The 15,251-nt window shown below is 67.5% G+C and carries 12 protein-coding genes; 6 read left to right on the top strand and 6 right to left on the bottom strand.

Annotated elements, in window-relative coordinates:
- Positions 1–89 precede the first annotated feature (89 nt).
- The gene (locus AC07OX_RS26870) at positions 90–1,829 is read right to left on the bottom strand and encodes an IlvD/Edd family dehydratase (RefSeq protein WP_307587408.1); all 1,740 of its coding nucleotides are present in this window, start codon (positions 1,827–1,829) and stop codon (positions 90–92) included.
- 215 nt (positions 1,830–2,044) lie between these two features.
- On the opposite strand from AC07OX_RS26870, the gene AC07OX_RS26865 reads away from it, so the two are divergent.
- The 5 genes from AC07OX_RS26865 (at position 2,045) to AC07OX_RS26845 (ending at position 7,056) form a co-directional block, all read left to right on the top strand.
- Positions 2,045–2,794: a FadR/GntR family transcriptional regulator gene (locus tag AC07OX_RS26865; RefSeq protein WP_062476018.1), complete on the top strand. Its 750-nt coding sequence runs from the start codon at positions 2,045–2,047 to the stop codon at positions 2,792–2,794.
- Positions 2,795–2,848: 54 nt separating this feature from the next.
- The gene (locus tag AC07OX_RS26860; protein ID WP_223301408.1) at positions 2,849–3,400 is read left to right on the top strand and encodes a TRAP transporter small permease; all 552 of its coding nucleotides are present in this window, start codon (positions 2,849–2,851) and stop codon (positions 3,398–3,400) included.
- Complete coding sequence (locus AC07OX_RS26855) at positions 3,397–4,698, top strand: TRAP transporter large permease (protein ID WP_070062487.1); 1,302 nt, start codon at positions 3,397–3,399, stop codon at positions 4,696–4,698. Before AC07OX_RS26860 ends, AC07OX_RS26855 begins: the two co-directional genes overlap by 4 nt.
- Positions 4,699–4,759: 61 nt before the next feature.
- The gene (locus tag AC07OX_RS26850; RefSeq protein ID WP_062476013.1) at positions 4,760–5,770 is read left to right on the top strand and encodes a TRAP transporter substrate-binding protein; all 1,011 of its coding nucleotides are present in this window, start codon (positions 4,760–4,762) and stop codon (positions 5,768–5,770) included.
- Between the two features lie 86 nt (positions 5,771–5,856).
- Positions 5,857–7,056: a mandelate racemase/muconate lactonizing enzyme family protein gene (locus AC07OX_RS26845; RefSeq protein WP_369646260.1), complete on the top strand. Its 1,200-nt coding sequence runs from the start codon at positions 5,857–5,859 to the stop codon at positions 7,054–7,056.
- 9 nt (positions 7,057–7,065) lie between these two features.
- Here the strand turns inward: AC07OX_RS26845 and AC07OX_RS26840 are convergent, their stop codons facing one another.
- Positions 7,066–8,118, bottom strand: a complete 1,053-nt coding sequence (locus tag AC07OX_RS26840) for an endonuclease/exonuclease/phosphatase family protein (RefSeq protein WP_492696464.1) — start codon at positions 8,116–8,118, stop codon at positions 7,066–7,068.
- 114 nt (positions 8,119–8,232) lie between these two features.
- Positions 8,233–10,035, bottom strand: a complete 1,803-nt coding sequence (locus AC07OX_RS26835; protein ID WP_390342414.1) for a DEAD/DEAH box helicase — start codon at positions 10,033–10,035, stop codon at positions 8,233–8,235.
- A gap of 294 nt (positions 10,036–10,329) precedes the next feature.
- Here AC07OX_RS26835 and ettA point away from each other — a divergent pair, with 294 nt between their 5' ends.
- Positions 10,330–11,991 (top strand): energy-dependent translational throttle protein EttA, encoded by a 1,662-nt coding sequence (gene ettA, locus AC07OX_RS26830; protein ID WP_062475998.1) that lies wholly within the window; start codon positions 10,330–10,332, stop codon positions 11,989–11,991.
- 75 nt (positions 11,992–12,066) lie between these two features.
- Here ettA and AC07OX_RS26825 read toward each other — a convergent pair whose 3' ends face one another.
- From AC07OX_RS26825 to AC07OX_RS26815, 3 genes are read right to left on the bottom strand one after another with little or no spacing between them, the layout of a single operon-like run.
- On the bottom strand, positions 12,067–12,699 hold the full coding sequence (locus tag AC07OX_RS26825) for an aminotransferase class IV (RefSeq protein ID WP_495260397.1): 633 nt from the start codon (positions 12,697–12,699) through the stop codon (positions 12,067–12,069).
- Positions 12,696–13,826, bottom strand: coding sequence for an aminodeoxychorismate synthase component I (pabB, locus tag AC07OX_RS26820; RefSeq protein WP_495260396.1), 1,131 nt, complete (start codon positions 13,824–13,826; stop codon positions 12,696–12,698). The genes AC07OX_RS26825 and pabB overlap by 4 nt, the downstream gene beginning before the upstream one ends.
- Positions 13,827–13,845: 19 nt before the next feature.
- Positions 13,846–15,228 carry a TAXI family TRAP transporter solute-binding subunit gene (locus AC07OX_RS26815; protein WP_495260395.1) on the bottom strand — a complete coding sequence of 461 codons (1,383 nt, stop codon included), beginning with the start codon at positions 15,226–15,228 and terminating at the stop codon, positions 13,846–13,848.
- Positions 15,229–15,251 lie beyond the last annotated feature (23 nt).

The raw sequence follows: 15,251 nt of genomic DNA, 5'->3' as shown, positions 1-15,251 counted from the left end.
CAGCGAAATCAAGGAGGAGCCCGAAGGGCGGGGGACATTCGCGGAGCAAGGTACCCCGTCGGCGGGAGCGCGCCCTGGATCTCTCCAAATCAGTGATTGTCTCGCGGCACAAAAGCCCCACGGCGACCACGCAGAAAGGCCAGGTCCGCTCCCTGGTCGGCCTGCAGCACCGTGTCGACGTACAGCTTCCAGTACCCCGAGTCGAGCGGAGCCTTGGGCGCCACCCACTTCGCGCGGCGCTTCGCCAGTTCCTCGTCGCTCACATGCAGGTGCAGCTTGCGATTCGGCACGTCGAGCTCGACGATGTCGCCGTCCTGCACCAATGCCAGCGGGCCGCCCGCAGCCGCTTCGGGCGCGGTGTGCAGAACGACGGTGCCGTAGGCGGTGCCGCTCATGCGCGCGTCGCTGATGCGGACCATGTCGGTGATGCCCTTGCGCAGCACCTTCGGCGGCAGCGGCATGTTGCCTGCCTCGGCCATGCCGGGGTACCCCTTGGGGCCGCAGTTCTTGAGCACCATGATGCAGTGCTCGTCGATGTCCAGGTTCTCGTCGTCGATGCGCTTGTGCAGGTCGTCGGCGCTCTCGAACACCACCGCGCGGCCCTTGTGCACCAGCAGCTCGGGCGTGGCCGCGCTGGGCTTGATGATGGCGCCGTTGGGTGCGAGGTTGCCGCGCAGCACGCAGATGCCGGCCTTGTCCTTGAAAGGCTCGGCCTGGGTGCGGATGACCTGCGGGTTGTAGTTCTCGGCGTCCTTCACGTTCTCCCAGACGCTCTGGCCGGTGACGGTGAGGATGTCCTTGTGCAGGTGGTCGGCGATTTCCTTGATGACCACCGGCAGGCCGCCCGCGTAGCAGAAGTCTTCCATCAGGAACTGGCCCGAGGGCTGCAGGTTCACGAGGCAGGGCAGGTCGGCGGCGAGGCGGTCGAAGTCGTCGAGCGTGAGCTCGACGCCCATGCGGCCCGCAATGGCCAGCAGGTGGATCACGAAGTTCGTCGAGCCGCCGATGGCCGCGTTCACCTTGATCGCGTTCTCGATCGCTTCGCGTGTGAGGATCTTCGACATGTTCATGTCTTCATGCACCATGTCGACGATGCGCCGGCCCGCCTGCCGTGCGAGCACGTTGCGACGGCCGTCGACGGCAGGGTAGGCCGCATTGCCCGGCAGGCCGATGCCCAGCGACTCGACCATGCTGGCCATGGTGCTGGCCGTGCCCATCGTCATGCAGTGGCCGTGGCTGCGGTGCATGCAGCTCTCGGCCTCGAAGAAGTCCTGCAGCTTGAGCGTGCCGGCGCGCACCTGCTCGCTCATCTGCCACACGCCGGTGCCCGAGCCCAGCTCCTGCCCGCGCCACTTGCCCGAGAGCATCGGGCCGCCCGACACGCCGATGGTCGGCAGGTCGACGCTGGCCGCGCCCATCATCAGCGCGGGCGTGGTCTTGTCGCAGCCCATGAGCAGCACCACGCCGTCGAGCGGGTTGCCGCGAATGCTTTCCTCGACGTCCATGCTCGCGAGGTTGCGGTACAGCATGGCGGTGGGGCGCAGGAGCGTCTCGCCGAGCGACATCACGGGGAACTCGAGCGGGAAGCCGCCCGCCTCGTACACGCCGATCTTCACCTGCTCGGCGAGCGTGCGGAAGTGCGAGTTGCAAGGCGTGAGTTCGCTGAAGGTGTTGCAGATGCCGATGACCGGGCGGCCGTCGAACTGGTCGTGCGGCACGCCCTTGCCCTTCATCCAGCTGCGGTAGATGAAACCGTCGCGGTCGTGGCGTCCGAACCACTGCTGACTGCGCAGTTCGCTGGCGGGCTTTTTCTTCGGGGCGTTGCTCATGGGGTGTGTCTCTTCGTCGTTGATGCTTCGCGGAAATCCTCAGGGTTTTTCCTGCGGGACGACCGTTTCAATCATCATATGATAAGCGTGACGAGCTGTCGCGCATTCAGGGTTTTCGAGTGGCCGGCACAGGCAGGAGCTGCCTGAATCCGGCCCCGATACGGGCAGGCAAACAGGCACCGGACACCACCAGAACCACACACCCACAGGCAGGCATGATCAAGAACGTTCACGGCAACACGGTCGACCGCATCGGCAGCGACATCGTCGCGGGCCGCTATGCGCCCGGCGCGTCGATCCCGCCGGAGCCGCTCTTGTGCGAAGAGCTCGGCGTGAGCCGGACCGTGGTGCGCGAATCGATCAAGTCGCTGATCGCCAAGGGCCTGGTGACCAGCGGCCCGAAGGTGGGCACGCGCGTGCAGCCGCCCGACCAGTGGAACTGGTTCGACGCCGACGTCATCGTGTGGCAGACGCAGGCGGGCCTGTCGGCCGAGTTCCTGCGCGACCTGCAGGACCTGCGCCGCGTGGTCGAACCCGCCGCGGTGGCGCTGGCCGCCCAGCGCGCCACCGCCGAAGACATCGCCGACATGGAAGACGCCTACGCGGGCATGAAGCGCGCCATCGAGTTCGGCGGCGACTACATCACGCCCGACCTGCGCTTTCACCAGGGCCTCATCCGCTCCAGCCACAACCGCATGCTGGTGCAGATGAGCCGTGCGCTGGGCGCGCTGCTGCGCACCAGCTTCGAGATTTCGACCACCCGCAAGAACGGGCCCGCGAGTTCGCTGCCGCTGCACCGCGCAGTGCTCGACGCCGTCATCGCACGCGATCCGGCCGCGGCCGAGAAAGCCGTGCTGGTGCTCATCGACGGTGCGCGCCACGACATCGAGACGGTGCTGGCCTCGCGCAAGAAGATTCCGCGCATCAGCCGCCCGGCGACGCAGCTGAAGGCCTTTCCGCTCTAGACGCGGCGGCCGCGCGGACACCCCATAACAACACTGGAAAGTCAGGAGACGCAGATGCTGATGCAAAGGGCTATCGACGGATTTTTTCGGCTGCTGGAGTTCCTCGTCGTCGTGTGCATGGTGGCGATGGTCGTCATGGTGTTCGGCAACGTGGTGCTGCGCTACGGTTTCAATTCGGGCATTTCGGTGTCGGACGAGATGTCGCGCTACTGCTTCATCTGGCTCACCTACATCGGCGCCATGGTGGCCATGCGCGACGGCGCGCACCTGGGCGTCGACACGCTCATCAAGCACCTGCCGCTCATGGGCAAGAAGGTCTGCTTCTTCCTGAGCCAGTCGCTCATGCTGTTCTGCAACGTGCTCTTCTTCATGGGCACCTACGAGATGCACGAGCTGCAGGTGACCAACATCTCGCCCGTGGTCGGCATCTCGATGATCTGGGTCTACGGCATCGGCTACGTGGTGTCGGTGGTGATGGCCCTCTTCAACATCGACAAGCTCTGGCGATTGTTCAGGGGCAGGGTGCCCGACCAGGAGCTGATCCAGATCATGGAATCCGAAGAACAGGTGCTCGACGCCGCCGCACACGGGAAGGTGGCGCAATGACTGTCACGATCTTCATCGTCTCCCTGCTCGGCGCCATGGCACTGGGCATTCCGATTTCGTACTCGCTGCTGGTGTGCGGCGTCTCGCTGATGGGCTGGCTGGCCTACACCGGCGGCCTGCCGGCCTTCGACAGCCAGATCATTGCGCAGCGCTTTGTCGACGGTGCCGACAACTTCCCGCTGCTGGCCGTGCCGTTCTTCCTGCTGGCCGGCGAGTTCATGAACGCGGGCGGGCTCAGCCGGCGCATCGTGAACCTGGCGATGGCCTGGGTCGGCCACTACCGCGGCGGCATGGGCTATGTGGCGGTGCTGGCGGCGATCATCATGGCCTCGCTGTCGGGCTCGGCCGTGGCCGACACGGCCGCGCTCGCCGCGCTCCTCATCCCGATGATGAAGGCCGCCGGCTACCAGATGAACCGCTCGGCCGGCCTCATTGCCGCGGGCGGCATCATCGCGCCGGTGATCCCGCCGTCGATCGGGCTCATCGTGTTCGGCGTGGCGGGCAACGTGTCGATCACCAAGCTGTTTCTCGCAGGCATCGTGCCCGGCATCCTGATGGGGCTCGCGGTGGGCGTGGCCTGGTGGATCGTGGCCCGGAAGGACAACGTGAAGTCCTCGCCGCGCGTGCCCTGGGGCGAGCGGCTGAAGGTCACGGCGCAGGGCAGCCTGGCGCTGGCACTGCCGATCATCATCATCGGCGGCATGAAGTTCGGCGTCTTCACGCCGACCGAAGCGGCCGTGGTCGCGGCCGTCTATTCGCTCGTGGTGGGCCTCTTCATCTATGGCGAGCTCAAGGTCAAAGACCTGTACCGCCTCACGCTGGCGGCCGGCAAGACCACGGCGGTCGTGATGTTCCTCGTGGCCGCCGCGATGGTGAGCGCCTGGCTCATCACGGTGGCCAACATCCCGACCGAGGTGGTGTCGCTGCTGGAGCCCTTCCTGGACAACAAGACGCTGCTGATGTTCGTGATGATGGTGCTGATCGTCATCGTGGGCACCGCGCTCGACTTCACGCCCACCGTGCTCATCCTCACGCCGGTGCTGATGCCGGTGGTGCTCAAGGCCGGCATCGACCCGGTGTACTTCGGCGTGCTGTTCATCATGAACAACGCCATCGGCCTGATCACGCCGCCGGTGGGCACGGTGCTCAACGTGGTGAGCGGCGTGGCGCGCATCTCGATGGACGATGCCTTCAAGGGCGTGATGCCGTTCTTCATCGCCCACCTGGTGGTGCTGTTCACGCTGGTGTTCTTCCCGCAGCTCGTGACCGTGCCGCTCCAGTGGTGGATGGGGCGCTAGTTCTTCTTTTTTCCTGTCAGTCAGTTCGTTCAACCAACCCCTCGAATCGAAGGAGACAAGCATGTTGTTTCGCAGAACCCTGATGACCGCCGCCCTCGTGGCCGGCGGCCTGCTGGCGTCGACCGGCGCCCTCGCGCAATTTGCCGAACGCACGATCAAGTTCACCAACGGCGTGAACGAAGACCACCCCGTGGGCGTGGGCGTGAAGAAGATGCAGGAAGTGCTCGCTGCCAAGACCGGCGGCAAGATGAAGATCACGGCCTTCTGGGGCGGCGCCGCGGGCGGCGACCTGCCGGCCACACAGGCGCTGCGCGCCGGCACGCAGGAAATGGTGTGCACCTCGAGTTCGCCGCTGGTGGGCATCGTGAAGGAACTCGGCGCCTTCGACCTGCCGTTCCTGTTCGCCAACGAGAAGGAGGCCGACGCGGTGCTCGACGGCCCCGCGGGCGAGTACTTCAACAAGAAGCTCGAAGCCGCCGGCCTCGTCAACCTGGCCTACTGGGAGAACGGCTTCCGCAACCTCACCAACAGCAAGAAGCCCGTGGCCAAGGCCGAGGACTTCGAAGGCGTGAAGCTGCGCGTGATGCAGAACAACATCTTCCTCGATTCGTTCAAGACCCTGGGCGCCAACGCCGTGCCCATGGCCTTCGGCGAGGTGTTCACCGCGCTGGAGACCCGCACCATCGACGGCCAGGAGAACCCCTTCGTGACCATCGAGACCTCCAAGTTCAGCGAGGTCCAGAAGTACCTGAGCGTGACGCGCCACGCCTACACGCCGTTCCTCATCCTCTACAGCAAGAAGCTCTGGGACCAGCTCAACCCGCAGGAGCAGGCGGTGCTGCGCGAGGCCGCGAAGGAAGGCCAGAAGGTCCAGCGCGAAGCCAACCGGGCGCTCAACGAGAAGTCGCTCGCCAGCCTGCGCAAGACCATGACGGTGAACGAAGTCTCGGCGGCCGAACAGAAGCGCATGCTGGAGAAGGTCAAGCCCGTGTACGACAAGAACGTGCCCAACATCGGCACGGAAGCCGTGGGCGTGGTCACCGACGCGCTGAAGAAGGCGCGCGGGGGCTGACCGAGGCTTTCGGCCATGCGCTGAATGTTTGCAAGAGCCGCGCGGCACCCGCCGCCGCGGCTTTTTCTTATTGCGGAACCCCTTTCATGAAAATCACGCAAGTCGAAACCATCCGCCTGGGCGAGTTCCCCAACATCCTGTGGGTGCGCCTGCACACCGACGAGGGCCTGGTCGGCCTCGGCGAAACCTTCATGGGCGCCGAAGCGGTCGAGGCCTACCTGCACGAGTGGGCGGCGCTGAAACTGCTGGGCACCGACCCGCTGCAGATCGAGGCGCGCAACCGCGACATCACGGGCTACCTCGGCTGGCGCGGGTCGGGCGTGGAAACGCGCGGCAACTCGGCCGTCGACATCGCGCTGTGGGACCTGTTCGGCAAGGCCGCCAACATGCCGGTGCACACGGCGCTGGGCGGCAAGAGCCGCGATGCGATCCGCATCTACAACACCTGCGCGGGCTACCAGTACATCCGCAGCGCCACGAACCAGACCAGCTCGAACTGGGGTCTGGCCAACAACAACGGGCCGTACGAAGACCTGCAGGGCTTCCTGCACCACGCCGACGAACTGGCCGAGTCGCTGCTGTCCGAAGGCATCACGGCCATGAAGATCTGGCCCTTCGACCCGGCGGCGGAGAAGAGTCACGGGCAGTACATCAGCAACGCCGATCTCGACACCGCGCTCGAGCCCTTCCGCAAGATCCGCCAGGCGGTGGGCGGCAAGATGGACATCATGGTCGAGTTCCACAGCCTGTGGCGGCTGCCGATGGCGCAGAAGATCGCGCGCGCGCTGCAGGAGTTCGACACCTTCTGGCACGAGGACGCCATCCGCATGGACAGCCTGGACCTGCTCAAGCAGTACGCGAAGGACTGCCAGGCGCTCGTCTGCGCCAGCGAGACGCTGAGCTACAAGTGGGGCTTCAAGGACTACCTGCAGACCGGCGTGGCCGGGGTCGCGATGCTCGACCTGAGCTGGTGCGGCGGCCTCACCGAGGCGCGCAAGATCGCCGCCATGGCCGACGCCTGGCAGCTGCCCGTGGCGCCGCACGATTGCACGGGGCCGGTGGTCTGGGCCGCGTCCACGCACCTGAGCCTGCACGCGCCCAATGCGCTCATCCAGGAGAGCGTGCGCGCCTTCTTCACCGGCTGGTACAAGGAGCTCGTCACCGAGTTGCCGAAGGTCGAGAACGGCATGATCAGCCTCAATGACAAGCCCGGCCTGGGCCTGGAGCTGCTGCCCGACCTGCACAAGCGCGCCGACGCGATCGTGCGGGTGTCGAAGGCGGCGTAGCGCCGTTCGTCAGCGGTTGTCGTCGGTGCGCAGCCGCAGCAGGGCGCGCACGAAGCCGTGGTCCGAGCGCGAGCGGTCGCGGCCTTCGTGCAGGTGGTCGTTGAAGTAGTCGACGCGGCGCACGTCGCCCAGGCTGTGGCGGCTGCTGGCGACGAACTCCTCGCTCACCAGGATCTGGTCGAGCACGTCCGGAAAGCCCTGGTGGATGTGCGAATAGGCCACGTCCTTCTTGAGCGCCGACTCGCCCTGCATCTCGTAGGCGTTGAACAGCGCCACGTCGCGCGCGGCCTTGTCGTAGGCCACCTCGGACGTGGCGGCCACCAACTGCGTGGTCACGCTGTGCGGGTTGTCGTTGAAGTCGCCCATCACCACCAGCGGCACGTTGGTGCCCTGCAGCAGGTCGATCACGATGCAGCGCAGGGCCGCGGCCTCGGCGCCGCGCATCAGCAAGGAGCGCAGCGAGGCCATGGCGCCGATCTTGCGGTCGTCGCGGTCTTCGAGGTGGTTGCCTTGCGCGTCCTGCAGGAACTTGGGGCGCTTGGACTTCAGGTGCACCGTCAGCACATGCACCTGCTGGCCGTGCTTCATGCGCACGGTGGCCAGCAGGGGCGGGCGCTCGAAGCGCGTGTGCGGGCCGATGCCCGGCACCTCGACACCGAAGCCCGCGGGAAAGTCGACGAAGGACTGCACGCTGTCCACCTGCAGCCGCGTGACGATGCCGACGCGCGGCGTGCCCTGTGCGCCCGGCCGCCCGGGCGTGCCCGGCGGGCTGCCGGGCGGCGGCGAGTTCTCGGCGCCCGGCACCGAGACGAAGTCGTAGCGCAGCCCGCTGCGGCCGATGGCGGCCTTCAGCGCGGCCTCGTCCCACACCTCCTGCACCGCGAGCACGTCGGCATTGAGCGCGTGGATGCGCTCGCCGATCCAGTCGATCTTGCGTTCGTATTCGCGCTCGTTGTAGGCGTCCTGGTTCTCGTAGTACACGCGGTTGGGGTTCGCGAGGTTGAGCAGGTTGCAGGTCGCGACGAAGAGCGTGGCGTAGTTGGGCGGGATGTAGGAGGGCATGGCCCGCACATTGTGTCCTGAGACGGAGCAAACGAACCTGCTGCGCCGGCCGCACCGGCAGAAACGAAAAAGGGCACCGAAGTGCCCTTTGTGGAATCGACGCGTGTGCGCGTTTCAGCGACCGAACGAACGACCGCCGCCGCCACCGCCGGAACGGTTGCCACCGCCGCCGCCGTAGCCACCGCCGCCACCCGAGCGGCCACCGCCGCCCGAACGGTTGCCGCCGTAGCCGCCACCGCCGCCCGGACGGCCGCCGCGACCGCGACCACCCATGTGGTCGACGCTCGTGCGCAACGGGTCCGGCTGGCCGGCGCCGCCACCTGCGACGGCTTCGGCGCGCAGGTGCGCGACCTGGTTGGCCTGCGTCGGGCTGTGGCTGTTGCCGTGATGGCGCGGTTGGCGCTCTTCGTGCGGTGCGTGGTGATGCGGCTGCTGCGGTGCGCGCGGCTGGCCTTGCTGCGGGCCGCGGCCCTGTGCCGGACGGGCTGCGCCCTGGCCGCGCGGGCCCTGGCCCTGGCCTTGGCCGCCACCGTTGGCATTGCGGCCTTGACCGCCGCCGCCCTGGCCGCCACCACGGCGTTGACCGCCGCCATTGCCGCCGCCACCACCGCCGTTGCCGCCACCCTGGCCGGCCTTGTTCTCGCGGATGCGCGACATCATTTCGGTGCGTGCGGCCTTGGCGGCTGCCTGCATGACTTCGCGGCTCGGCGGACGGCCGGCGCCGCCCCAGATCGTCTGGCGACCCATGGCGATCGGCTCGGCGCGTTCGCCTTCTTCAGGACCGAAGCCCTCGACCTTCTGCACCGGGATCGTCTGCTTCGTGAAGCGTTCGATTTCCTGCATGAAGCCTTCTTCGTCCAGGCACACGAAGCTCACGGCCTCGCCGCTCGAACCGGCGCGGCCGGTGCGGCCGATGCGGTGCACGTAGTCTTCGCTGACGTTCGGGATCTCGTAGTTCACGACGTGCGGCAGCTCGTCGATGTCGATGCCGCGGGCCGCGATGTCGGTGGCCACCAGGGCGCGGATGTCGCCGCTCTTGAAGCCGGCCAGCGCCTGCGTGCGGGCGCTCTGGCTCTTGTTGCCGTGCAGCGCCATCGCCTCGATGCCGTTCTTGGTGAGGAACTCGGCCACGCTGTTGGCGCCGAACTTGGTGCGCGTGAACACGAGCACCTGGCTCCACTTGTTCTCGTTGATGATGTGCGCGAGCAGCGCCTTCTTCTTGCCGCGGCCCACGGGGTGGATCACCTGCGTGATGCGCTGCACCGTGGTGTTGCGCGGCGTGACCTGGATGCTCTGCGGGTTCTTGAGCAGCGAGCCGGCGAGGTCGCGGATCTCGTCGCTGAAGGTGGCCGAGAACAGCAGGCTCTGCTTTTCCTTGGGCACCAGGGCCAGGATCTTCTTCACGTCGTGGATGAAGCCCATGTCGAGCATGCGGTCGGCTTCGTCCAGGATCAGCATCTGGACCTGGCTCAGGTCGAGCATGCCTTGCTGTTGCAGGTCGAGCAGGCGGCCGGGGGTGGCCACGAGGATGTCGACACCCTTCTTGAGCTTGCTGATCTGCGGGTTCATGCCCACGCCGCCGAAGATCACGGTGGAGTCGAGCTGCAGGTACTTGCCGTAGGTGCGCACCGACTCTTCGACCTGGGCCGCGAGTTCACGCGTGGGGGTCAGCACGAGGGCACGGATGCCGATGCCGCCGAACTTGTTGGTGGCGCTGCGGCTCATGGTGAGCTTGTGCAGCATCGGCAGGGTGAAGGCCGCGGTCTTGCCGGTGCCGGTCTGGGCGCCGCCCAGCAGGTCGTGGCCGTCGAGGACCACGGGAATGGCTTGCGCCTGGATGGGGGTGGGGGTGTCGTAGCCGTGCTCGTGCACAGCCTTCAAGATGGCGGGAGCCAGCTTCAGTTCGTCAAAATTCATTGTGGAAACAACAAGCGCCATACACGGCGCAGTGGCATCGGCCCGCCAGGCGTCGTTTTGGGGTGACGCCGAGCCAGTCAAGGCAGATGAAGGTCAGGGGTGGGAGCCGGAAGACCCGCGGTGATTTGGGGTTTTCTTCGTCCCCGGCAGAGAGCCGGTTTGCGGGCAACTGGACCCGGCAACGAGGACTATTGTCGCATGAGTCGATAATCATGGGTTCGCCGCGCCCGGATCACTGTCCGGACGACCGTGCTTTTACGCAAATCCCAAGCTACCCAAGGTAATCATTCACAGATGGCTCAATACGTCTATTCGATGAACCGCGTCAGCAAGACCGTGCCGCCCAAGCGGCAGCTCTTGAAGGACATTTCGCTCTCTTTCTTCCCCGGCGCCAAGATCGGCGTGCTCGGCCTGAACGGCTCGGGCAAGTCCACGCTGCTCAAGATCATGGCGGGTGTGGACAAGGAATTCGAGGGCGAGGCCCTGCCCATGCCGGGAATGACGATCGGCTACCTGGAGCAGGAACCCAAGCTCAACGCCGAGCACACGGTGCGCGAATCGGTCGAGGAGTCCATGGGCGCGGTGTTCGCGGCCAAGGCGCGCCTCGAAGAGGTGTACATCGCCTACGGTGCCGAAGACGCCGACTTCGACGCGCTGGCGGCCGAGCAGGCCCAGCTCGAAGCCATCATCGCCACCGCCGGCACCGATTCCGAGCACCAGCTCGAAATTGCCGCCGATGCGCTGCGCCTGCCGCCGTGGGACGCCAAGATCGGCCTGCTGTCGGGTGGTGAAAAGCGCCGCGTGGCGCTGTGCCGCCTGCTGCTGTCCAAGCCCGACATGCTGCTGCTCGACGAACCGACCAACCACCTGGACGCCGAATCGGTCGAGTGGCTCGAAGTGTTCCTGCAGCGCTTCACGGGCACCGTGGTGGCCATCACCCACGATCGCTACTTCCTGGACAACGCCGCCGAGTGGATCCTGGAAATGGACCGCGGTCGCGGCATTCCCTGGAAGGGCAACTACAGCACCTGGCTCGAGCAGAAGGGCGAACGCCTGGCGCAGGAGCAGAAGAGCGAAGAAGCCCACGCCAAGGCCCTGAAGAAGGAACTCGAGTGGTCGCGCCAGAACCCGAAGGCACGCCAGGCCAAGAGCAAGTCGCGCCTGGCCCGCTTCGAAGAGCTGAGCGACATGGAATACCAGAAGCGCAACGAAACGCAGGAAATCTTCATTCCTGTGGCGGAGCGGCTGGGCCAGCAGGTGTTCGAGTTCCACGGCGTCAGCAAGTCCTTCGGCGACCGCATGCTGATCGACAACCTGAGCTTTACCGTGCCGCCGGGCGCGATCGTCGGCATCATCGGCCCGAACGGCGCCGGCAAGTCGACGCTGTTCAAGCTGCTCGCCGGCAAGGAAAAGCCGGACACGGGCGAGGTCGTCATCGGCCAGACCGTGAAGATGGCCTTCGTCGACCAGCACCGCGACGAACTGGCGTCCGACAAGACCGTGTGGGAAGACATCTCCAACGGCCTGGACATCATCAACGTCGGCAAGTTCCAGATGGCCAGCCGTGCGTACGCGGGCCGCTTCAACTTCAACGGCGCCGACCAGCAGAAGAAGGTCGGCACGCTGTCGGGCGGTGAACGCGGCCGGCTGCACCTGGCCAAGACGCTGATCGCGGGCGGCAACGTGCTGCTGCTGGACGAACCGTCGAACGACCTGGACGTGGAAACCCTGCGCGCCCTGGAAGACGCGCTGCTCGAGTTCGCCGGCACCGTGATGGTCATCAGCCACGACCGCTGGTTCCTCGACCGCATCGCCACGCACATCCTCGCGGCCGAAGGCGACAGCCAGTGGACCTTCTTCGACGGCAACTACCAGGAGTACGAAGCCGACAAGAAGAAGCGCCTGGGCGAAGAAGGCGCCAAGCCGAAGCGCATGCGCTACAAGGCACTCAAGTAAGACAGGGCGCAGGCGGCTTCGGCCGCTTCGACGACCAGAGCGCGCGGTTCCGCAAGGGGCCGCGCGCTTTGTCGTTCAGGAGGTGCCGTGGCCGACGAGGTCGGCGTCGAGCCAGCCGCGCAGGCTGTTGACGAAGGCGAGCACTTCGACGCGCGGCAGGTCGTCCACGCGCACGACCGCTTCGATCAGCTGCCCGTCGCGCAGCCGGCGGGCACGGCCGATGCCGTCGAGCAGGCCGCAGTGCCGCGGCGGCGTGACCCAGCGGCCGTCGAGCCGCAGCGCGATGTTGCCGCGCGTGCATTCGGTGATCTCGCCATCGCGGTTCCACAGCAGGGTGTCGAACACGCCCGGCTCGGTGGGCGCGAAGGCTTCGTAGTGCGCGCGGCGCGTGGTCTTGAAGCGCGAGAACTCGCTGTCGGCCTCGTCGAAAGCGCGCGCGGCCAGCTGCAGGCGCACGCGCGGTGGCGCAGCGTCCATGGCGAAGGCCTCGGCGCGCGGTTGTCCTTGCGCATCGAGCAGCAGGCGCACGCGCCATGTGCCTGCGGCATGCGTGGTGCGCAACTGGTCCAGGCGGTCCGTCACTTGCGCTTCGTGCCACGGATAGCCGAAGTGCGCAGCCGCCCGATGCATGCGGGCCAGGTGCGCAGGCGCATCGCGCAGTACGCCATCGGCTAGCGCCAGGGTTTCGAGCAGTTCGAAGGACGTCATGGTTGCGAAGATACCGCCGCGCCGAGAAAGGCGCGCTTGTGCCGCCACTCGTCCCACTCCGCATCCGCCTGCGCGTCGGCCGTGATGCCGCTGCCGATGCCGCAGCGGGCGGCGTTGCCGCGCAGCGTGACGGTGCGGATCGGCACGTTGAAGGTCGCGTGCCCGCCGGGCCGCACCACGCCCACGGCACCGCAGTACACGCCGCGCGCGTCGGGCTCCAGCGCGCGGATCATGCGCATGGCGCTCACCTTCGGCGCGCCGGTGATGGAGCCGCAGGGGAACAGCGCCGCGAACAGGTCGGCCAGCGTCGTGCCTTCGCGCAGCCGGGCCTCCACATCGGAGGTCATCTGCCACACGGTGGGCAGGGCCTCGGTGTGGAAGAGGCGCGGCACGCGCACCGAGAAGGGCTGGGCCACGCGCGAGAGGTCGTTGCGGATCAGGTCCACGATCATCACGTTCTCGGCGCGCTCCTTGGGCACGGTGCGCAGCCGCAGTGCGTGGGCTTCGTCCTCGGCGGGCGTGGCGCCGCGCGGCGCGGTGCCCTTCATGGGGCGCACGAGGATGCGGTCGCCGTCGCGGTCGAAGAACAGCTCGGGCGACACCGACAGCACCTGCTCGTCGCCGGTGTCGATGAAGGCGCCGTAGCCGTTGGGCTGCGCCTGCCGCAGCGCATGGAACCAGGCCTGCGCGTCGCCGTCGAAGGCCGCGCGCAGCGGCGCCGTGTAGTTGATCTGATAGAGCACGCCGTCGGCGATGGCGCGGTGGATCGCGGCCATGTGGCGGTCGAAGGCTTCGCGCGACAGGTCGGCTGTCCACGCGACAGGCGCCACCGCGGGCACTTGCGCATCCGGCCATGGCAGCGCCACGTCATGCACGCCGAACCAAGCGAGCGGCCCGTCGGCTGCATGCACGTCGAATGCGGGGTCGAAGGCCGCAGCGGCCTCGTAGCGCAGGTGGCCGACGCACCAGCGGCCTTCGCGGGCCAGCGCCTCGACGGCCTCCAGCACGGGGCGCACCTCGTGCGGCGCATGAGCGACGAGCACGCGCACTGGTGTGCCGAAGGCGGCGCACAGCCGGGTTGCCCCGTCGGTGCGCGGGTCGGCGAAATCGATCAGCGTGGACAGCAAGCGCGCGCCCGGACCTTCGTCAGGTGGCCGCGCGGACCGGCGCGGCGGTGGCTGCTGCGCCCGCCGAGCCCGCGAGGGCCCGCTTGCGCACCGCGTAGATGTTGTTGCGCAGGGCATAGAGCTCGTCGGCATACGACAGCGGCACGGCGACCTTGTTGACCACGCGGTCGAGGTCGTCGAGTTCTTCCAGCAGCTTGTCGCGCTCGGCCTGGCTCTGGCGCCCGTCCACCTTGGCCTCGATGTCGCGCAGCCGCGCGTACCAGCGGAACACGCGGCGGCGCACGCGGAACTGGTACAGCGGCGGGATCACGCGGCTCAGCGGGAGCATCAGCACCAGCACGCCGCCCAGCACCAGCCACATGCGCTCGACCAGGTTGCTGGCCCAGAACGGCAGGTAGCGCTGCCAGAACGGCGGCGTGCCGTTGATCGCGCGGTCGCCCTCGGGGCTCACGGGCAGTTCGCTGGTGCGGGTGTTGGGGAAGTCGCGCGCGCGGTTGAACCAGCCGGCGTCGCTGTGCACGGTCTGCGCGGCCTGCGCGAACAACTGGCGCAGGGCCGGGTGGGTCTCGTCGCGCGACAGCAGCGAGGTGGTGGCGGCGAGCAGCGACACGTCGTGCAGCGGCAGGTCCTTCGACAGGTCGACCACGCCGCGCGGCAGCGTCACGGCCGAGAGGAACGGAAAGCGCCGCGTGTAGGCCTCGGCCTGGCCGAAGTCCATGAGCTGGATGTCGCTCGCGCGCAGCAGCCGCTGCACCTGCGGCGACTGCGGCGCCGAGAACAGCACGATGGCATCGAGCAGCCCGGCCTGCAGCGCCTCGGCCGCGGCGGCCTGCTCGAGGTTCGACAGCAGCAGGTCGTCGGGCCCGAGCCGGTTGGCCTTGAGCAGCCGCTCCATGATCTCGGGCAGCCCGCTGCCCGGCAGGTCGACGTTCACGCGCAGGCCGCGCAGCTGCGTGAGCGAGGTCAGCGTGCCGGTCTTGCGATCGATCTTCTGCGCGGTGTCGGTGCGGTAGAAGAGCCAGATGGGCTCGAAGAACAGCGCGCCCAGCGAGCGCAGGCCGGCCTCTTCGTCGGCCACCGGGTCGGCGCTGCCGCCGCGCACGAAGGCCACGTCGGCGCCGCCGGTGCGCAGCAGCTGCAGGTTCTCGGTCGAGCCCGAGGTGGCCTTGAGCTCGACGGTGATGCCGCTGTGCTTCAGGGCGTCGGCGTAGCGCTTGCCGAACTGCGCATAGGCGCTGCCCGTGGGGCCGGTGGCCAGCGTCACGTGCTTGGGCGGCTGCGGCTGCAGCCACCAGTAGGCCGCAATCAGCAGGCCGATGACGATGAACACGATCGGGCCGGCCGAGGCGATCAGGTCGCGGATCGACAGCAGGATCAGCTTCAGGGTGCGGGGAAACGCCATGGGGTGCCTCGTCGTGCGGTGCG

Source organism: Variovorax sp. GW821-FHT09D07, assembly GCF_059416345.1.
The sequence above is the reverse complement of the archived record's forward strand: the minus strand, read 5'-3'. Positions and strand labels throughout refer to the sequence as shown.